General features: G+C 52.4%; 23 protein-coding genes. 6 read left to right on the top strand and 17 right to left on the bottom strand.

Annotated features, from left to right (window positions below; genetic code table 11):
• Window positions 1-24: 24 nt before the first annotated feature.
• From ACX9GU_RS06420 to ACX9GU_RS06360, 13 genes are all read right to left on the bottom strand, one after another.
• On the bottom strand, window positions 25-1239 hold the full coding sequence (locus ACX9GU_RS06420) for a phage major capsid protein (protein ID WP_473194211.1): 1215 nt from the start codon (window positions 1237-1239) through the stop codon (window positions 25-27).
• 11 nt (window positions 1240-1250) lie between these two features.
• Window positions 1251-2108: a head maturation protease, ClpP-related gene (locus ACX9GU_RS06415; protein WP_473194210.1), complete on the bottom strand. Its 858-nt coding sequence runs from the start codon at window positions 2106-2108 to the stop codon at window positions 1251-1253.
• Between the two features lie 9 nt (window positions 2109-2117).
• A complete protein-coding gene (locus tag ACX9GU_RS06410; protein WP_473194209.1) occupies window positions 2118-3422 on the bottom strand; it encodes a phage portal protein in 1305 nt (434 codons plus the stop codon).
• The gene (locus ACX9GU_RS06405) at window positions 3422-5167 is read right to left on the bottom strand and encodes a terminase large subunit (RefSeq protein WP_473194208.1); all 1746 of its coding nucleotides are present in this window, start codon (window positions 5165-5167) and stop codon (window positions 3422-3424) included. Before ACX9GU_RS06405 ends, ACX9GU_RS06410 begins: the two co-directional genes overlap by 1 nt.
• Complete coding sequence (locus ACX9GU_RS06400; protein ID WP_473194207.1) at window positions 5118-5588, bottom strand: phage terminase small subunit P27 family; 471 nt, start codon at window positions 5586-5588, stop codon at window positions 5118-5120. Before ACX9GU_RS06400 ends, ACX9GU_RS06405 begins: the two co-directional genes overlap by 50 nt.
• 201 nt (window positions 5589-5789) lie before the next feature.
• Complete coding sequence (locus ACX9GU_RS06395; protein WP_473194206.1) at window positions 5790-6119, bottom strand: HNH endonuclease; 330 nt, start codon at window positions 6117-6119, stop codon at window positions 5790-5792.
• 4 nt (window positions 6120-6123) lie between these two features.
• On the bottom strand, window positions 6124-6522 hold the full coding sequence (locus ACX9GU_RS06390) for a hypothetical protein (protein ID WP_473194205.1): 399 nt from the start codon (window positions 6520-6522) through the stop codon (window positions 6124-6126).
• Window positions 6512-6736 (bottom strand): Rz1-like lysis system protein LysC, encoded by a 225-nt coding sequence (gene lysC, locus ACX9GU_RS06385; protein ID WP_473195124.1) that lies wholly within the window; start codon window positions 6734-6736, stop codon window positions 6512-6514. Before lysC ends, ACX9GU_RS06390 begins: the two co-directional genes overlap by 11 nt.
• Entirely contained in the window at window positions 6705-7064 is a 360-nt protein-coding gene (locus tag ACX9GU_RS06380) for a hypothetical protein (protein WP_473194204.1), read from the bottom strand. The genes lysC and ACX9GU_RS06380 overlap by 32 nt, the downstream gene beginning before the upstream one ends.
• Complete coding sequence (locus ACX9GU_RS06375; RefSeq protein ID WP_473194203.1) at window positions 7061-7348, bottom strand: DUF4406 domain-containing protein; 288 nt, start codon at window positions 7346-7348, stop codon at window positions 7061-7063. Before ACX9GU_RS06375 ends, ACX9GU_RS06380 begins: the two co-directional genes overlap by 4 nt.
• On the bottom strand, window positions 7345-7737 hold the full coding sequence (locus tag ACX9GU_RS06370; RefSeq protein WP_473195123.1) for a M15 family metallopeptidase: 393 nt from the start codon (window positions 7735-7737) through the stop codon (window positions 7345-7347). The genes ACX9GU_RS06375 and ACX9GU_RS06370 overlap by 4 nt, the downstream gene beginning before the upstream one ends.
• 7 nt (window positions 7738-7744) lie before the next feature.
• Window positions 7745-8077: a phage holin, lambda family gene (locus ACX9GU_RS06365; RefSeq protein ID WP_473194202.1), complete on the bottom strand. Its 333-nt coding sequence runs from the start codon at window positions 8075-8077 to the stop codon at window positions 7745-7747.
• Window positions 8078-8313: 236 nt separating this feature from the next.
• A complete protein-coding gene (locus ACX9GU_RS06360) occupies window positions 8314-8454 on the bottom strand; it encodes a hypothetical protein (protein WP_368466850.1) in 141 nt (46 codons plus the stop codon).
• A 248-nt stretch (window positions 8455-8702) separates the two neighbouring features.
• Here ACX9GU_RS06360 and ACX9GU_RS06355 point away from each other — a divergent pair, with 248 nt between their 5' ends.
• The 6 genes from ACX9GU_RS06355 to ACX9GU_RS06330 all read left to right on the top strand — a co-directional run bounded on the left by ACX9GU_RS06355 (window position 8703) and on the right by ACX9GU_RS06330 (window position 11765).
• Entirely contained in the window at window positions 8703-9263 is a 561-nt protein-coding gene (locus ACX9GU_RS06355) for a hypothetical protein (protein ID WP_473194201.1), read from the top strand.
• Window positions 9264-9322: 59 nt separating this feature from the next.
• Window positions 9323-9922 carry a hypothetical protein gene (locus ACX9GU_RS06350; RefSeq protein WP_473194200.1) on the top strand — a complete coding sequence of 200 codons (600 nt, stop codon included), beginning with the start codon at window positions 9323-9325 and terminating at the stop codon, window positions 9920-9922.
• Window positions 9923-10020: 98 nt separating this feature from the next.
• Window positions 10021-10608, top strand: a complete 588-nt coding sequence (locus tag ACX9GU_RS06345) for a hypothetical protein (protein WP_473194199.1) — start codon at window positions 10021-10023, stop codon at window positions 10606-10608.
• Window position 10609: 1 nt separating this feature from the next.
• Window positions 10610-11023 (top strand): hypothetical protein, encoded by a 414-nt coding sequence (locus ACX9GU_RS06340; protein WP_473194198.1) that lies wholly within the window; start codon window positions 10610-10612, stop codon window positions 11021-11023.
• Window positions 11020-11304, top strand: a complete 285-nt coding sequence (locus ACX9GU_RS06335) for a hypothetical protein (protein WP_473194197.1) — start codon at window positions 11020-11022, stop codon at window positions 11302-11304. The genes ACX9GU_RS06340 and ACX9GU_RS06335 overlap by 4 nt, the downstream gene beginning before the upstream one ends.
• Before the next feature lie 176 nt (window positions 11305-11480).
• A complete protein-coding gene (locus tag ACX9GU_RS06330; RefSeq protein ID WP_473194196.1) occupies window positions 11481-11765 on the top strand; it encodes a hypothetical protein in 285 nt (94 codons plus the stop codon).
• Window positions 11766-12056: 291 nt separating this feature from the next.
• Here ACX9GU_RS06330 and ACX9GU_RS06325 read toward each other — a convergent pair whose 3' ends face one another.
• From ACX9GU_RS06325 to ACX9GU_RS06310, 4 genes are all read right to left on the bottom strand, one after another.
• Window positions 12057-12911 carry an antitermination protein Q gene (locus ACX9GU_RS06325; RefSeq protein WP_473194195.1) on the bottom strand — a complete coding sequence of 285 codons (855 nt, stop codon included), beginning with the start codon at window positions 12909-12911 and terminating at the stop codon, window positions 12057-12059.
• Window positions 12908-13090: a hypothetical protein gene (locus ACX9GU_RS06320; RefSeq protein ID WP_473194194.1), complete on the bottom strand. Its 183-nt coding sequence runs from the start codon at window positions 13088-13090 to the stop codon at window positions 12908-12910. Before ACX9GU_RS06320 ends, ACX9GU_RS06325 begins: the two co-directional genes overlap by 4 nt.
• A complete protein-coding gene (locus ACX9GU_RS06315) occupies window positions 13087-13968 on the bottom strand; it encodes a DUF968 domain-containing protein (protein WP_473194193.1) in 882 nt (293 codons plus the stop codon). Before ACX9GU_RS06315 ends, ACX9GU_RS06320 begins: the two co-directional genes overlap by 4 nt.
• A 248-nt stretch (window positions 13969-14216) precedes the next feature.
• Window positions 14217-14393, bottom strand: a complete 177-nt coding sequence (locus tag ACX9GU_RS06310; RefSeq protein ID WP_473194192.1) for a hypothetical protein — start codon at window positions 14391-14393, stop codon at window positions 14217-14219.
• Between the last annotated feature and the right edge of the window lie 279 nt (window positions 14394-14672).

The following is a 14672-nucleotide window of genomic DNA, read 5'->3' as shown; positions in this document are numbered from 1 at the left end:
CGGCCCGAAGGCCGCAACAGAAAATCAGCCACCAACTGCAGGCGGGGTGAATGTCCCGAAAATGAAAGCCTCAGGACGTTTAACCGCCAGCGCCAGCCGTTCTTCGCAACGAATTGAGATCATGTTTTTCTCAAAGTCGTCGGTGTTTTCAGTGGAGATCACAACGTTGGCATCTTCACGATCGAAGAGTTGCGCCGCCGCGTTAAATGCACCGGTCAGGAATTTACCCAGGAACGCGGCGATCTCCGTCTCGACAATCGGCAGCCCCCACAGCGTAGGACCGGCCAGCGCGGACGGGTTACCCAGGATGTAACGGCCAAGGGTGTCTTTCGTCAGCTCGATCTTTGCCCAGTCGGTGAAGTGAAGAACATGGCCGGATGCCGGGAAGCGGGCAAGCTGCGCCTGCAGCATAGCCAGTCGCAGTTCATCAATGCCGTTCTGCTGCGCTACCTGGAATGCTGGGTTGAATGGTTCCGCCTGAGGGACAATGCCGTGCAAGTGTACGCCAGTGCCGTCACCAAACAGGATTTCCTGCTCTTCGACGTACTTCAGGCCAAAGCGCATTTCAGTATCAATGTTCGATTGAAGCTGCGCAAAGTCATCCAGGATCTGCTTGGAGGCCTTGAACATGTGCGCAATGGTAGTGACCGGAGTCAGTTTGGTTGCGAATTCAATATTGCTGTATGGCTTCGGCGTTCCTTCCGGCACGACTTTTGCTGCGTTGGTGAAGCCGGTTTGCTGCACCCAGAAAATGGCCGGGGAAGTAGTACGGCCCGGGGCGATCAGGTCACGAATGAAAAGACGCTGTTTCGGTGGCACGTCGATCCCTGGTAGCCGCATAGGCTCAACAACGCCCTCTGCCACGTCAGTAGACAGCAAGGCGGCATTGACTGGGATATTCAGCCGACGGCCGCCTTCAATGCTCGCGGCGAACGTTTTGAGCGCCTCGGAACTGATCACCACCTGACCCAGCGTTTCAGTGACCTTTAAGGCGTTGGCCAGTGGCATATTGGCAACATGCTGCTCCAACTCACCCATGGCCGCCTTTAGTGTTTTTTCAGCTGCGGTCAGCGCGTTAAACTCAAGCGCCATCTTGTCCACGGCATTTTTCGTTTCAGCCGAAAGCTCCCCGGCCTTTTTCGCTTCCTTCAGCGCATCTTCCGCTTTGGCGTTAAACTTGCCTGTCGCTTCCTCGATCGAGGCGGTGACCTTTTTCAGAATATCATTTACATCAGACATAATTTCTCCAGTTATTGGCACGCCGAAACCATGCCAGTTAATGCGGCATCCAGTTTGGCTAAGGCTTCAGGGTTGATTTCTTTGGTAGCGCTCGGCGTACCATCGGGATCAGTAACAGCGCTCGGCGTGTCACCTTTTAATGATTGAATTAATTTCCGGCGTTCGGCGCGCGGGATGTTGGCTTTCGCCAGCACCGCATCAAGTTTTCTCAGTGCGGCACCAGGTGAATTGTCATCACCAGCTACTGCATCAGCAGAAAGCAGACTATCGGCAAGCCCCTTCTCAACAGCATCGCTGCCGCCGATATAGGTTTCGCCATCCATCATTGACTGCACTGTGCTGATATCCAGCCCGGAGCGCGCGGCGTAGATATCTGCCATCGCCGTATCGAAGGGCTCCAGGTAATCAGCAAGGGCGGCAAAGTCGTGACGGTTGCCCATTGATACAACCCAGCAGTTATGGATCATCAGGAAAGCCCCGCGGCCTATCTGAATTTCATCGCCGCCCATGGTGATGATCGATGCAGCACTGGCGGCAATACCCAGAACTTTAACGGTGACCTTGCCGGGGTGCTCCCGCAGCAGGTTATAGATGGCCAGACCTTCAAACATATCCCCACCAGGGGAATTAATGTTGACCGTGACATCCGAGCCATTCATCGACCGCAAAGCACCGGCGATCCGCTTGGCTGTCACCCCTTCGCCCCAGTAGTCCTGGCCGATAACATCAAAAATAGAAATGGTGTTATCGTCGGCTGCCGATGCCTTGATCCCGCCGTTCCAACGTTCAAGTGCCGACGGCATGGGCTCACTGGAAACACCCGCACAGGGGCGCCCCGCCGGCGCGGCCGGAAGTTGTCTTTTTGTCATGGGTTTTTCCTACGCCGCTTTTCTCAGCGGTGATTGCTCGATTGGGACATCGGGGAATAGGTAGTTATGCAGCTGCGTAATGTTGTGGGCTTGGGCGCCGAGGTTGTTTTGCTTCAGATCTTCCAGAGGCGTCAGGTTCAGTTGAACCGTGTAGAGCTCACCACCCGGGATCGGCGGCATGTTTTCCAGCCGGCGGACATCGTTGCGACTCATCCACCCGTTTTGCAGCGCGGTAGTGTAGTAGGCCGCCCGGCCAGCACTATCTGCACGCAGCAAGCCCTCAACAGAGAACTCGGCAAAGTAATCTTCATCGCCATCTAGCAGACACCGGGCGATCTCTTGCTCGATGTTCACCAGCAGCGGCCTCAGCGTGTTTGTCAGAAAAATGAGGTTCATTCCCTCAACGCTGGATGCCCAACTGCTTTGCTTCGTGACGTGACCCACCATGAACGGAGGGACCCGGAACCAGCGGCAAACCTCTTCAATACTGAATCCTCGGCTTTCCAGCAGCTGCGCGGCCTCAGGATTCATGGTCACATTCTGATAGGTGAGCTCATTTTCCAGCACCATCAGCTTCCCGGCATTTTTTGAACCAATAAACGATTGGAGATTTTTTCTCAACCGAGCGCGCTGCTCTGTGTTTAATGCTGTTTTTGAAGACAGAAAGCCGGTGCTCTGCAGGCCATTTTCGAAAATCTTTGCGGCCGCCTCATCCACCGACATCGCAGCCCCGATCACATCCCGGCCCGAGCTAAGCGGCATCATGCCGCACACACCGTCAAGACCGAAGCCGCGTATATGCATCATCCGTTCGACAGGGATAACCCGCCGGGCACCCTCTTCTGTATAGGTGTACTCAAGCCGGCCAGTTGGCAGTCGTTTAACCACCATGTTTTGCGGTAGCAGGGGATCCAGCGCCACCAGCTTGCGGCCTATCATTTTCTTTTCAACGAAAGCGTTGCCACGCAGGCAGATGCTGGCCACCACCAGCAACATAAATCGTGATGGCGTCATTTCGATATTTGGTCGGCGGCACAATACCTGGTAAGCCGGATGATCCTGCGCAATTTTGCGGGAACCGTCCGCCTCACGCACATACACCTTCAGAGGTAACGTGGAGATCGACTCACTCAGCAAACGGATGCAGGCCCACACAGCCGATAGCTGGATGGCCTTGTCGGCCGTGACCAGCTTCCCGCTGCTACTGGTACCAAACCATTCCTGCCAGAATGTCCCGGTTGTGAGACTGATCGGGACGCCCAGCCAATTTAAAAGGGCGCTTTTTACGCGCCCAGGTTGTTTGTTTTTGTCCATCAGATACCCACTATGATCGGATCATCGAAAAAGCCTTCTATATCGCCATCATCCTCAACAACGCCATCGGCAGCACCCACCGACATAGCGAGCGACACGACACCATCTATGCGGCCATTACTGCGCCGTTTACTGAATACCCTGTTTCCGCTTTTGTCCTCTTCGATCACGGCGTTCGCCGCATTCCAGCGCAGGCATGGATTGAACAGGATGATGATTTTGTTCTCTATGATCATCTTTTCTAACTGCTCGATAGAGTGCGGCATCCAGAGCCCGGAATCCTTAGCCTTGCCGAAGCCTTGCCCATGCGGAACCAGCGGGACAGTCACACCCTCATCCAACAGCTCTGGCTCCAAATAAGACATGTGGTAGCTGTCAAATGCGATGGATTGCATATCGAACATTGCCGCAAGTTGAGCAATGCGCTTTGAAACAAATCCATAATCAATGACACTGCCAGCGGGCGCATGCATATATTCTTCACGTACCCAGGAATCATACGGAACGCGGTCATTTCTGGATCTGTCCATCAGTGTGTCTTTCGGTGTCCAGAACTCCACAAACGCCGTTTTAATTTCCGGAAAATACACGGCCAATGAGGTCAGATCTCGCTTGCCCGACAAGTCCAGGCCGCCATAGCATTTTTGCCCTTCCAGTTCTGAAATATCGAATTTCTTCTCGCAAGCCATCCATACATCACCACCGATCCATGGGTTTTCGGCATCCACCCATTCACAGAAGTTTAGGCGCCGCACCAGGCTTTCTTTCGATGGCATGCCGCGGGCGTCTTCTACCTGCTCACGCAAGTAATCCGCATCAAAGGTGTACCCCATGGAGGGGTTAGCCTTTGGCCAGCATGATTCATCTTTGAAGGGATCGTCACCCTCATCCAGCGAACAGATAAAAGCAAAAAAGGCGTCATTGGTTTTTTGTTCGGCGGCAAGATGCTTGCCATACTGATGATATTCATAACAGACGCTTGTTTTATCGTGACCACTGTTTGTGATCATGAAAATCAGTGCCTGCCGGCGGCCTTTGGTACCGGCGCGCATCATTTCCACTGCCCGGTTGTTTTTGTGCTCGTGCACTTCGTCGATCAGCGCGCAATGTGGGCGCGGGCCTGATTGCCCCTCATCGGAACTGATTGGCCGGAAAAATGACCCCGTCTGCAAAAATGCGAGGTTCCATTCTTTCCCTGCCCCGCCGGACGGCTCGATCCGTTGGGATAACGCTGGTGACTGATTCACCATGGCCACGGCATCGCGAAACAAAACCATGGCCTGGTCTTTTTTGGTCGCTGCAGCATAAACCTCAGCACGCGGCTCCTTGTCGGCAACCAGGCAATATAGGCCAATGCCACCAGCCAGCGGCGACTTGCCAGATCCTTTCCCAGACTCAACATAAGCCGTGCGGAACCGGCGGGAACCATTCTCCCTTTTCCATCCAAAAATCGAACCAACTACAAACGCCTGCCAAGGCAAAAGGATAAAAGGCTCACCTTCGTGCTCGCCACCATTCAGTTTGAGCACTTTGGCAAAGAACTCGATCACCCGAGCGACTGCCTCAACATCCCAAAATAGTCCGCGCGCACTGCCCTGTTCCAGGTCGTTAAGGTGGCGCCTGCATGCATTGCGAATATCGGGACCGGCGATAATCCGCCCCTCGGTGACATCAAGCGCATACTGCGTAGCCGGATCAGGTGCCGAAGAATTCGGCGAGCGGGTCTTTTTCTTTTTCTCCACCATTTACATTCACCTTCGACCGGGCGGCAGGGGTCAGGCCAAATTCCACCAGGTAACTTTTGAAGCGGCGATCGGCGTCGGCCAGCATTGCAACCGCCGGGTTGGCTTTAATCAGAAAATCGCCCATTTGAGTTTTGGTCGTGTAAGTGCGCCCTTCGATATCCACGATCTGGCGCAGTTGTAAAATTTCCGCATACAGATCACAAAGTCGCTCCAGCGCAAAAGTATCTGCAACCGTCAGAATACCCATTCCATCGAGCAAGACGGTCATTCGGCCCCAGGCTGTTTTCCCCCAATCGGTTAGATGCGACGGCGGGCTCGGAATTTCTCTTGCGGGTTGCGGCTCTTTGTCATTGAGTTTTCGCTTGCCCGGATTGCCCGTGACCACTTTCAGATGCGTGGGCTTTGGGCGTCTTCCGGCCATGATTACCTCCAGAAAAAATCATTTCATTTCGCGGTTGTGCGCGAAAAGGATGGGCGGCGGTCTTTAGGGGGGGCATCTCGGGAACTTTTTCCCCGCCCCACCTGATAATAGTTATCATTTATAATATTTCATGACAATTGATATCATTTGAAATGATATGGTTTCACCTTGAAATCAATATCATGGTAATGACTTTCATTATCATTTGAACCAATGCGAGTTGGGGTCAAGCGGCAGGCCATCGGGTGAACAGCCCGACACCTTCCCCGCCTTCTCCATCCGTTGCTTTGTCGAGTTGTGATGCGAGGTGCAAAGCCCCTGCCAGTTCCTGCGGCCCCAGAACAGCCGCTGCGCTGCCTTCATCTCATCAGGCGTCTTCGCCTCTTTCATGCGATGAGGAACGATGTGATCCACCACGGTAGCTGGCTCTATGCGCCCCATCTGCTTGCACATCACACACAGAGGGTTGGCTCGCAGGAACTCCAGGCGGGCAGCCTGCCACTTGCTGCCATATGGCTTGGTTGTTGCCATAGTCTTAACGCAGCAAGGATTTATAGAGAGAGCAGCCCGTCTGCATGGCCCGACAGATAGGGCCACCTGGTTGTAATTCTTTTGCCACGACATCACTAATCACAATGCGAAATTGAGGTACCGTCACGGCGTCCTGTTTACGTAATTCCTTCACGTAAATTTTGCGCGGAAAGTATTCGGGAATGCCATTTACCGTGGTACGTACACCCCATTTATCATACTGGGCGCTACCAGCCAGACCGCTTACCTCATAGCCATCCTCATTAATCGTGATAGTCAGGCTCTTCATGGCGTCGTTAAGATGTAATTGTTTCATCGGGATCCCCTTAAATAGAAAAGCCACTGGCCTGCCGATGCGCAGGGTGCGCGGTGGGTGCAGGCCAATGACTTGGTTATCTTGCATTATCTCGCTGCCACTTAATCAGCCCCTCAATGCGAGAGGCGCACACATCCCGCTCGTTCTGCGCCACCTGCAGCGCCAGCACAGCATCACCAAACGTGGTGCCGGTGAATGGGGTTTTCTCGCATAGCTGCGTATATACAGCTGGCGGGTACACGTAGATCAACTGCGGGGCCGGTGCTGGCTTAACCCTCTCTGCGCAGGATACGGAGAGCATCATCAGGCAAAGGCTGACGATCGCAGTCGCTAGACTCCAGCGCCTTGCGTAACGTTTTGTTTTCAGCATCGGCCTTGGCCCTCTTCTGCTGTTCAATCTTAAGCTGTTCTTCCGTGGCGCGGCGGTCAGCATCAATGGACCCTTTCAGCGCGGTGATCGTTTCATCACGATCTGCCACTGCCTTATTGAGCTTCTGATTATCATCGCTTAGCGCCTGGTTAGCTTGATTGGCTTTATCTAGCCGGTAGGTCAGCACTCCATTAATACCGCCAAGAGCGATAGCCACAAGCAATGCGCCGATAAGCCCGTATTTGCTTAACGCCGTCATACCCCCTCCTGGAACAGGATATCGAGGCCTAGCTTTACCGCTAACACGTATTCGGCTGTTGCCCCTTGACTGCTTTGCCACCCGGTCAACATGAACACCCGATCGGCGCATTGGAGCATGGCCACGCACACGCGCATATAATCCGCTTCTGAAAGCCCATCAGGCAGAACAGCAGGGTTTAACGGTACGCGGCCCGCTGCTGTGATTTCCTCGGCTGCCTTGAAAAACTCATGGCGGTTACATCCGTCTATGCCGGTCATCGGCCCTGCGATATAGACTTTCATGCCGGATAATCCATAAAGGGAAGTTGGAAGTGAGGGCCATCCCGCAGCTTTGTCCAGTTACCGCCCCATTCAACCGGGATTGTGAGCCCTTCGCTGGCTTGCTTGAATGCCTCGGCGATCTGCTTGTAATACTTCATGTCCCAAGAACCTGCAGGAGTTGGCAGCGCGATAACGTCGATAGCGTGGCCAGTGATGTGACGACTGTTCAGCGTTTGGCTTTTTTTGGCGTCGTACAGTTCTTTCTGGCGCGCCTTTGTGCGCAGGCCTTCGGTGATTTTGAAATCTACCGGTGATAGTGCCAGGGCGGCGCGCGCTAATTGCACCAAATCAGGGTGAACACCCAACAGGTTCTTTTCACTTACCGGCCCAAATATAAATTTTGACATAATTGCCTCTCTATTGGTTTGTGTTATCAGTGCCAGCGCGATTACCTACAACGCGTTTCAGCACTGACCCCAGGTAATCCGTACCCAAATAACCAATAAAAACACTCGAAACCATCGCCCAGCCTGGATCGAATGAGAGGATCATCAGTACATCTTTAATGAACCATGCAATCATCGAGCACATCGCCGCATCCAGCGCCAGCTTACCTTTGCCGCCACCAGAGTAGAGTCCTCGTAAAATTGCCATAGCAGCCGCAAGGAAAGCACTGAGTAACTCCCCACGGTGTTCTGCCAGCCATTCAGTGATGATGTTCCAGACATCGGGAGATTGGTGCATTTTCATATCCACCTCCCCAAAGGGGATTTGTTCAAGTTTTTATTGGCATCATGAACAAATCGCAGCTATGTTTAGTTCGCTCTCGAGAGCTACTTGGGCCTTGTTTCTGCTCATGAACCTACAGGTCATGGGCCGAATTGCTGGTGGATGTTGACGCATCCACCGGCAGCCCATTTCACGCTCTAACTTCCATTTCCTTCCACTCCATCCCTGAAATGAAAAACCCGCCGAAGCGGGTTTTTTTATTGAATCTCTGCTTTTGGTTTCAGATCCCGGACCCAAACCTTTTTGCTTTTGTCGTAAAACTTAAATGCCACCAGCACTTGATCCCCGTCTTTCACTTCACCAAGCAGGTGAAGCTTCTTGCCATCTTTTGTCACCATTGTTGTCTTCGCCCTCGTTTTGCGCATCTGACATGCATCTCCGCAAAGCCGCTGATTTGACCGAGTAGGTGCAAACCACTTCACATTGCAGAACTCACACAAGTACAGCAGCGTCCCGCAGCATCGACAACGTTTACGAGGAAGAATGTTGCTCATATCACCAACATTTATGGGTTGATATTGATGTATATAAAATCAGTATAAATACTGATTCACGAGCACATTGCTCGAAGTGACGGAGTCAGCAAATGACGATGATTTCAACTGAGCCTAGTTTATCTGGAGCATCAAAAATGACAGAAGATCGCGGCATCAATATTGAGCACCACGACCACGACTATCACCCACATGGCTATGGCTACGGCCATGGTTACGGCGGTGGTGCAATGGGTGTTGGCTGGGGAATTCTGGGCTTTATCGCGTTTATCGTGATCATCGCCTGGGTGTGGGGTATCGGCCGTCGTAACGAAGAACATCACGAACGTCTGTCCGACAAGCACCACGAAGGCCTGCGCTGCATTGACAAACTGGGCTACGAAATGGGCTACACCCGTAAGCAGCTCAACGACATGCAGGGCATGGAAGAAAAAATCCTCTACAAAGAGGACAAGATCTATGACCGCATGTGCCTGGAGAACGAGCAAATGCTGCGTTTCGGCACGCCATACGGCGAGCACACTCAGCGCCTGTGCACCGCTCCACCAGCTCACTGCGGTGAACACCGCGGTCATCGCTTTGGCGGCGGCGTCGTGAACGGCTCTCAGTTCTCCGACACCAACACCTTCGCTGTTGATCACAGCGTCATCTGATCGTTAACGGGGTGCCTTCGGGTGCCCTACCAAACACACCAAAATTAAAGGTGAAAGATATGGCTATTGTAATTAATCACGCATCAACTCAGCGTGATAACAATGACGATTTCTCCCCGCATAACCAAGGGAAACACGGTGATCATGGTCGCGGTGACCACGGTCATAATTCTGGCAATGGCGGCCGTGGCTCTTATGATGAGCGCTTCGGCAACGACAACGTCGTAGATAATCACAATCGCAACGATCACAACCGCAAGGACCACTTCATTGAAGAGGGTCGTGGTGAAGGTCGTGACCGTGGCGGGGACTGCCGCAATGATCGTGATGGACGTGACGGGCGTCATTGCGGCCCAAAGCTTAAAGCCCCAGTTGTATTGGCGCCAGTTGTAGCTGTTGCTGCAGGCACTACCACGATTGGGGCTTTCGATGACACTGTCGTTATTCAAATCCTCAATAACGTGGCCGTGCTGGCTACTTATACCCTCGTTCTGCAGCCTTTACAGCCGTGTGACGAAGGGTTTGTTGTAATTGAAACGGGCGGCGGGATTACGCTGGTAACCGTTATTGGTGCTAGTAACGTTTCCCCAAGTGCTCTCACCACCCCAGGCAGTAGCGTTGTTCTGAAATGGAATGGCTCAGTGTGGGTGCAGGTGTAATGCGTCAACAGGGGCTGTTACGGCCCCTGTTTTTTAACGATTCAATCGTCTGCTTGAATTTCTATCATTTTCATAATCTTGTTATCGAGGATTACATAATGCTTCATCTGACAATCGAAGGCTTGAAAAGCGCATTGACCTACATTCAAGACAGCAGCAAAACCATTGCTTTCCACGGCAAAACGAAAGCCGACGGTAAGCCAAACCCTAATCACGGCCTGATCATCGCGCCAGAGCATATGTCCGAGGATGAGCAGTATCACCTGCGTGTCATCCAGGCGTTAACACCCAAGCTGATCACCCGGCTCAATGAGGACTATACGGTCCTGTCACTGGATGGCCAGGAGCTTCTTCATGTGCTGAGTGATGACGCCTACCTCGCCAATTTGAGCGCGCAGATCACCAATCAGGGCTACAGCACTGCAGCTGACGTCCAGGTTTTCAAATTGCTGCGTGAAAAAATGAGCAGCGACGAAAACAAGACTTGGGCGGACGTCCTGAGAACTCTGCTGGGTAACGCCATGAATGGCCGGGCACCAGAGCGCCTGGTTGTGGATGCAGATCCTACACCGTTACCTGTCGAGCAAGTCGAGCGCATTGAAGAGGTCAGCGCCGATCCTGAACCGCAGGCCGCAAAGTTAATCAAGGCCGCAAAGCAGAACGCTAGACAATCAGCGGAGGCGTGAGATGGTCTCTCAGAAATCAGCCCTCGTCCAGGCAGCACAGCGCGGTGACGCGCTGTATTTTGAACCCTGGGAGCAAAATTCCGGCGTTATCGAAATGCGCCGGATCCTGGTTGAAACTCGCCCCAATACCGGTGGTCGCATGCAGCGCGCACAACAGGCGTTCCCGCCGATCAAGGCGTTGTGGGAACAGATGAACAGTGGCCTGCAGGGCATGGCAATCCCCGGGCAGATAAAGAAGGCGATGAACACCCTTTTCGAACGCATCCGGACGGATAAGCAGTACGCCATTTTCGTCTACAACAATTTTCCGCAAATTGCGGACCGGTATGGAGCTGGCAAACAGGCCAACGGTAAGCCGCGGCTGTCGTTTGTCCGTATGTCTGATGACCCACTCTGCAGAGCGTTAATAAAATGAGCAATGAACTGGATGGCATTATCAGATTTATGCAGTCGCCGATCGGCCGCATGATTATCAACGGGGGTAAGGACTTCTTCACCAATCACCTTTTCCCGTACATGCGCCAAAACTTCCAAGGCTCAATGAAGCCAGTAGACATGCCAGAGGCTGAACAGCAGGCCCGCGCAAAAGATGAATTTATGACGGTGAGCGATTTTGATATTGATATACCTGGTAGCCAGCCGGAGCCACCAGCACCACCCCAAAAACCAGACGACAAGGACAAAGGCAAGACATGAAACCGGATTACGTACCGCGTTGGCCATCTAAGCCACCTGATGATGACGACGAGGAAGATAACGACGATCAGCATGAGCCGCCCATTGAGGCGGCTTATTTTTTTCTCAATGAAGCATACCCCTGCATCTGATATCGTTAAATCGCCAGAAGTAACCACGCAGATAAAGGGATATTTATGAACGATAGTTATTATCAACTCTACGCGCAACACCTTGCATTAAGAACGGCCTTGGCGGCAGTCATTCAGGTCATGCCGGATGAGCAGAAAGAGATCATCCTTAAACTGCTGGGTGCTTTCTCCGAGTCCGATTACAAACGCTTGATGGGGAATGCACCAACCGATGACGCCAATGACGAAACGTTTGCAAAAATAGATAGAGCATTCAAGGAAACCTACGAAAGCATCATTGAACAGGCAACACCTGATCTAGCACTTTGCGGGCCGCATCTTTTGCAATAATCTTGGACACCCGATCCATTGCGGACAGAACACGCTGATCAGGCTTTTGCTCCACGGCCGCCAGCCTTTTTTCAAGTTTATCCAGCTTTGACATAAATCGTGCCCGCCTAAAATAAAAGCCCCGGCGTATAGCCAGGGCTTTTTTCATTTGGTATGAAAGCAAAAACCCGCTCAGTGGCGGGCTTTATTTATCAACGGGTACAAAATCCCATCGTTAGAATTAGATTTACACAAAATCCGCCACTTTGCAAGATACCGCAGTGATAATCGGCAAATGTGCAGCTAAATGCATCAATTAACGATTCTTTTTAACACACCGTCAGCATACGACTCTTGGATTTCACACTCCTGCACCAGCTTTTCGTAAAAATACTGATAGGCCCGGCGCCACGTCGTCTCTGGAATGACTTTGCCGATCGTCTCGCTTATCTCATTGCGCACGAAATTGGCCGACAGGCGTGAATACCCACGGCCGCCACAACGCTTACACTCCCCGATCACCGGCACGCCTTGCACCTTGGTTTTATTCTTGTCGATAGCATAGCAACGGCCCTTGCAGTCACTGCACGCCATGGATACCACCCTCTTTCCGTTGCAGTGTGGGCAAACTTTCCTTGTGACGTCGTAGTATTCGTATTTGACCGCCATCTCAGGCCGGTACTCGCCAATAACGTGTTTTGGCATTAAACCCTCGGGGAGTTGTCTTCGTTGGTCTGGTGATGTGTCATCGTGAATTATAGCCAGCCGGTTCATGATGAATTTCCGTTCCTCGATAAAGCCAGTGGCGCCGCATTTCGTGCAGTCCTCTTTGCTGATCGCACTGCGGGCATAATCTTGGTAGGCGATTTCCGCCAGCCGGCGCAAAACGCATCGCCTATCCCGTTCCTCCAGCGCCTGGATGGCCCGGCAATGATGTGAGCTCTGCCTCGCGTGCTTGTGGATCAGACTGATGGCCAGGGCATCACTTTGGACGCCGACCTTGGCCAGGTACAACGTGATCCCAAACTCCGCCCGTGCACTGGCCATCCCGATCATCGCCATAATGTCGGTGATGGTTAACGAATCCCCCGCAGTAGCAGCGCTGCCGCCGGAGCCGATCAGGGTAGATTTTGGTGAGAAATATTTTGCTATGCCTTCTAGATTCACGCTGCCACCCCGCTTAATTCCCGACTCAGACGTTTGATAAAGTGATAACGGCTCTCAATATGGTGACAATCCAGCACGCTCTGCCAGTTCCTTTTCTTTGCAATTTCCCGCAGGCAGATTTCTTCCCACCAGAGCCTTTTCAGTTCGCGGATTCTCCACCAACGCCATATTTTTTTCATGACAATGCCCCCATCCCGATCGAGTAATTCCAGAACGCCACGAGTAAATCATTTTGGCTGCCGTGCTTGGCCTCCCATGCCGCCACATCTAAATGCAAGGCATCGTGGCAGGTCCGGCACATCGGCAGGGTGAAATAGTCATGGGGTTTCATGCCGGCACCACTCAAGCCGTGGCCGGTTACATGATGCGGATCATCTGAATGCTCACCGCAACCGGTGCAGGGTTGGGTTTTAACCCAGCGGGTCCACTTGCTGTCCTCTGCCCTGGTCAGTTTCGGGATAAGCATGAAAGATTTTGGCGGTTCGGGGTCCACGGTAAAGGCCTTCACCGCCTTGGTAGTGCTGGCAAATATCTCGGTTGCCGCCGGGGTCTGGGTGATGTCGGACTCCTTCATCGTGCCGGTTAGCTCCACCGGCGCCGGTAGCATCATGATTTGGGCGGTAGCGGCTTCCGGCAGTAGGTCATCAACGCCAGATACGGCAGCCCACAAGGCCAGCTCTGCAGCTGATAGTTCACCAGAACGGCGCATGCGCCAAGCAGCAACGTCAACAACCCACCGGGCAAGGTTGGCGTTGGCCAGTTCGTCTAATTTTGGTGTGGTATGGCCGGATGTCTCGTTATCGCAACCCTCGCACAGGCGTAGGGCTGAGTTGTGGTAGCGAACGGTGACGTGATGGCGGGAGTGGGTCTTCTTGGCGCGCTGACAAGCAGTAATCTTCGTGGTCCATGCCTCAAGGCTATTGATGCCACTAGCGGCGCGGATAACTCGCTCATGTTGGAAGAAAGGTTGCCACTGTGGCTCATTGGCCAAGGGCTGCTCACCGGCCGGTAACAGGCCATCAGGCAGACCTTTAAACTCACGGGGCTCCGTGGCCACCAGTACGCGGGCGCCGAATATCGGAAAGAGAGCATCGGTCACCGGGATGATGGCCAGCCCGAGTTCACGCTGAAGTTTTGGTGTGCAGAGGGCTTTCATACTGAAGCCCCCAGAAACACAAAAGCGCCGACCGCATATGCTGTCAGCGTAGGAAATGTTTGTTTTTGAGTTTGCGTCATCGTTTATCTCCGATGGCGCAACAGAATCAGGTCAGTTGTTCAGGCTGACTTTTGCATTATAGCTTCACTTTACTCTTTCGTCATCGTCCATCCTGCCTCTATCAGTAATTGAACCAGAACAGGAAATGATGCGACGTATTCATCATCACGGATGACACGCGCCAAGACAATTTCACCTCCCTCCTTCGAGTGAAGTTCAAAACGACCACCAGCTTTCAGCATTACCTTCAATTGTTCAATTGGCATCTGTTTTACCTGGATTTGATAACCCTATCTGGATAGTTGATCCTTTAGCAGCACCGATGTGCTGATTAAGTAAAGACCAAAAACCATACATTTCTAATAGGTTCAGCAGATCAATTGTAAAGGTATCGATCGGCCAAAATGATCAATGATTCATATTGAATGCATTATTAAAAAGTCAATAGCTTAGAGTGTTAGATTCATCACTAAATCAATGTTAATGCTGACTAATATATGAATAATTTATAGTTTCAAGCATTGATTTCGCACCTAATAATTCAA

This window comes from Serratia sp. K1WW1 (assembly GCF_055790865.1).
The sequence above is the reverse complement of the archived record's forward strand: the minus strand, read 5'-3'. Positions and strand labels throughout refer to the sequence as shown.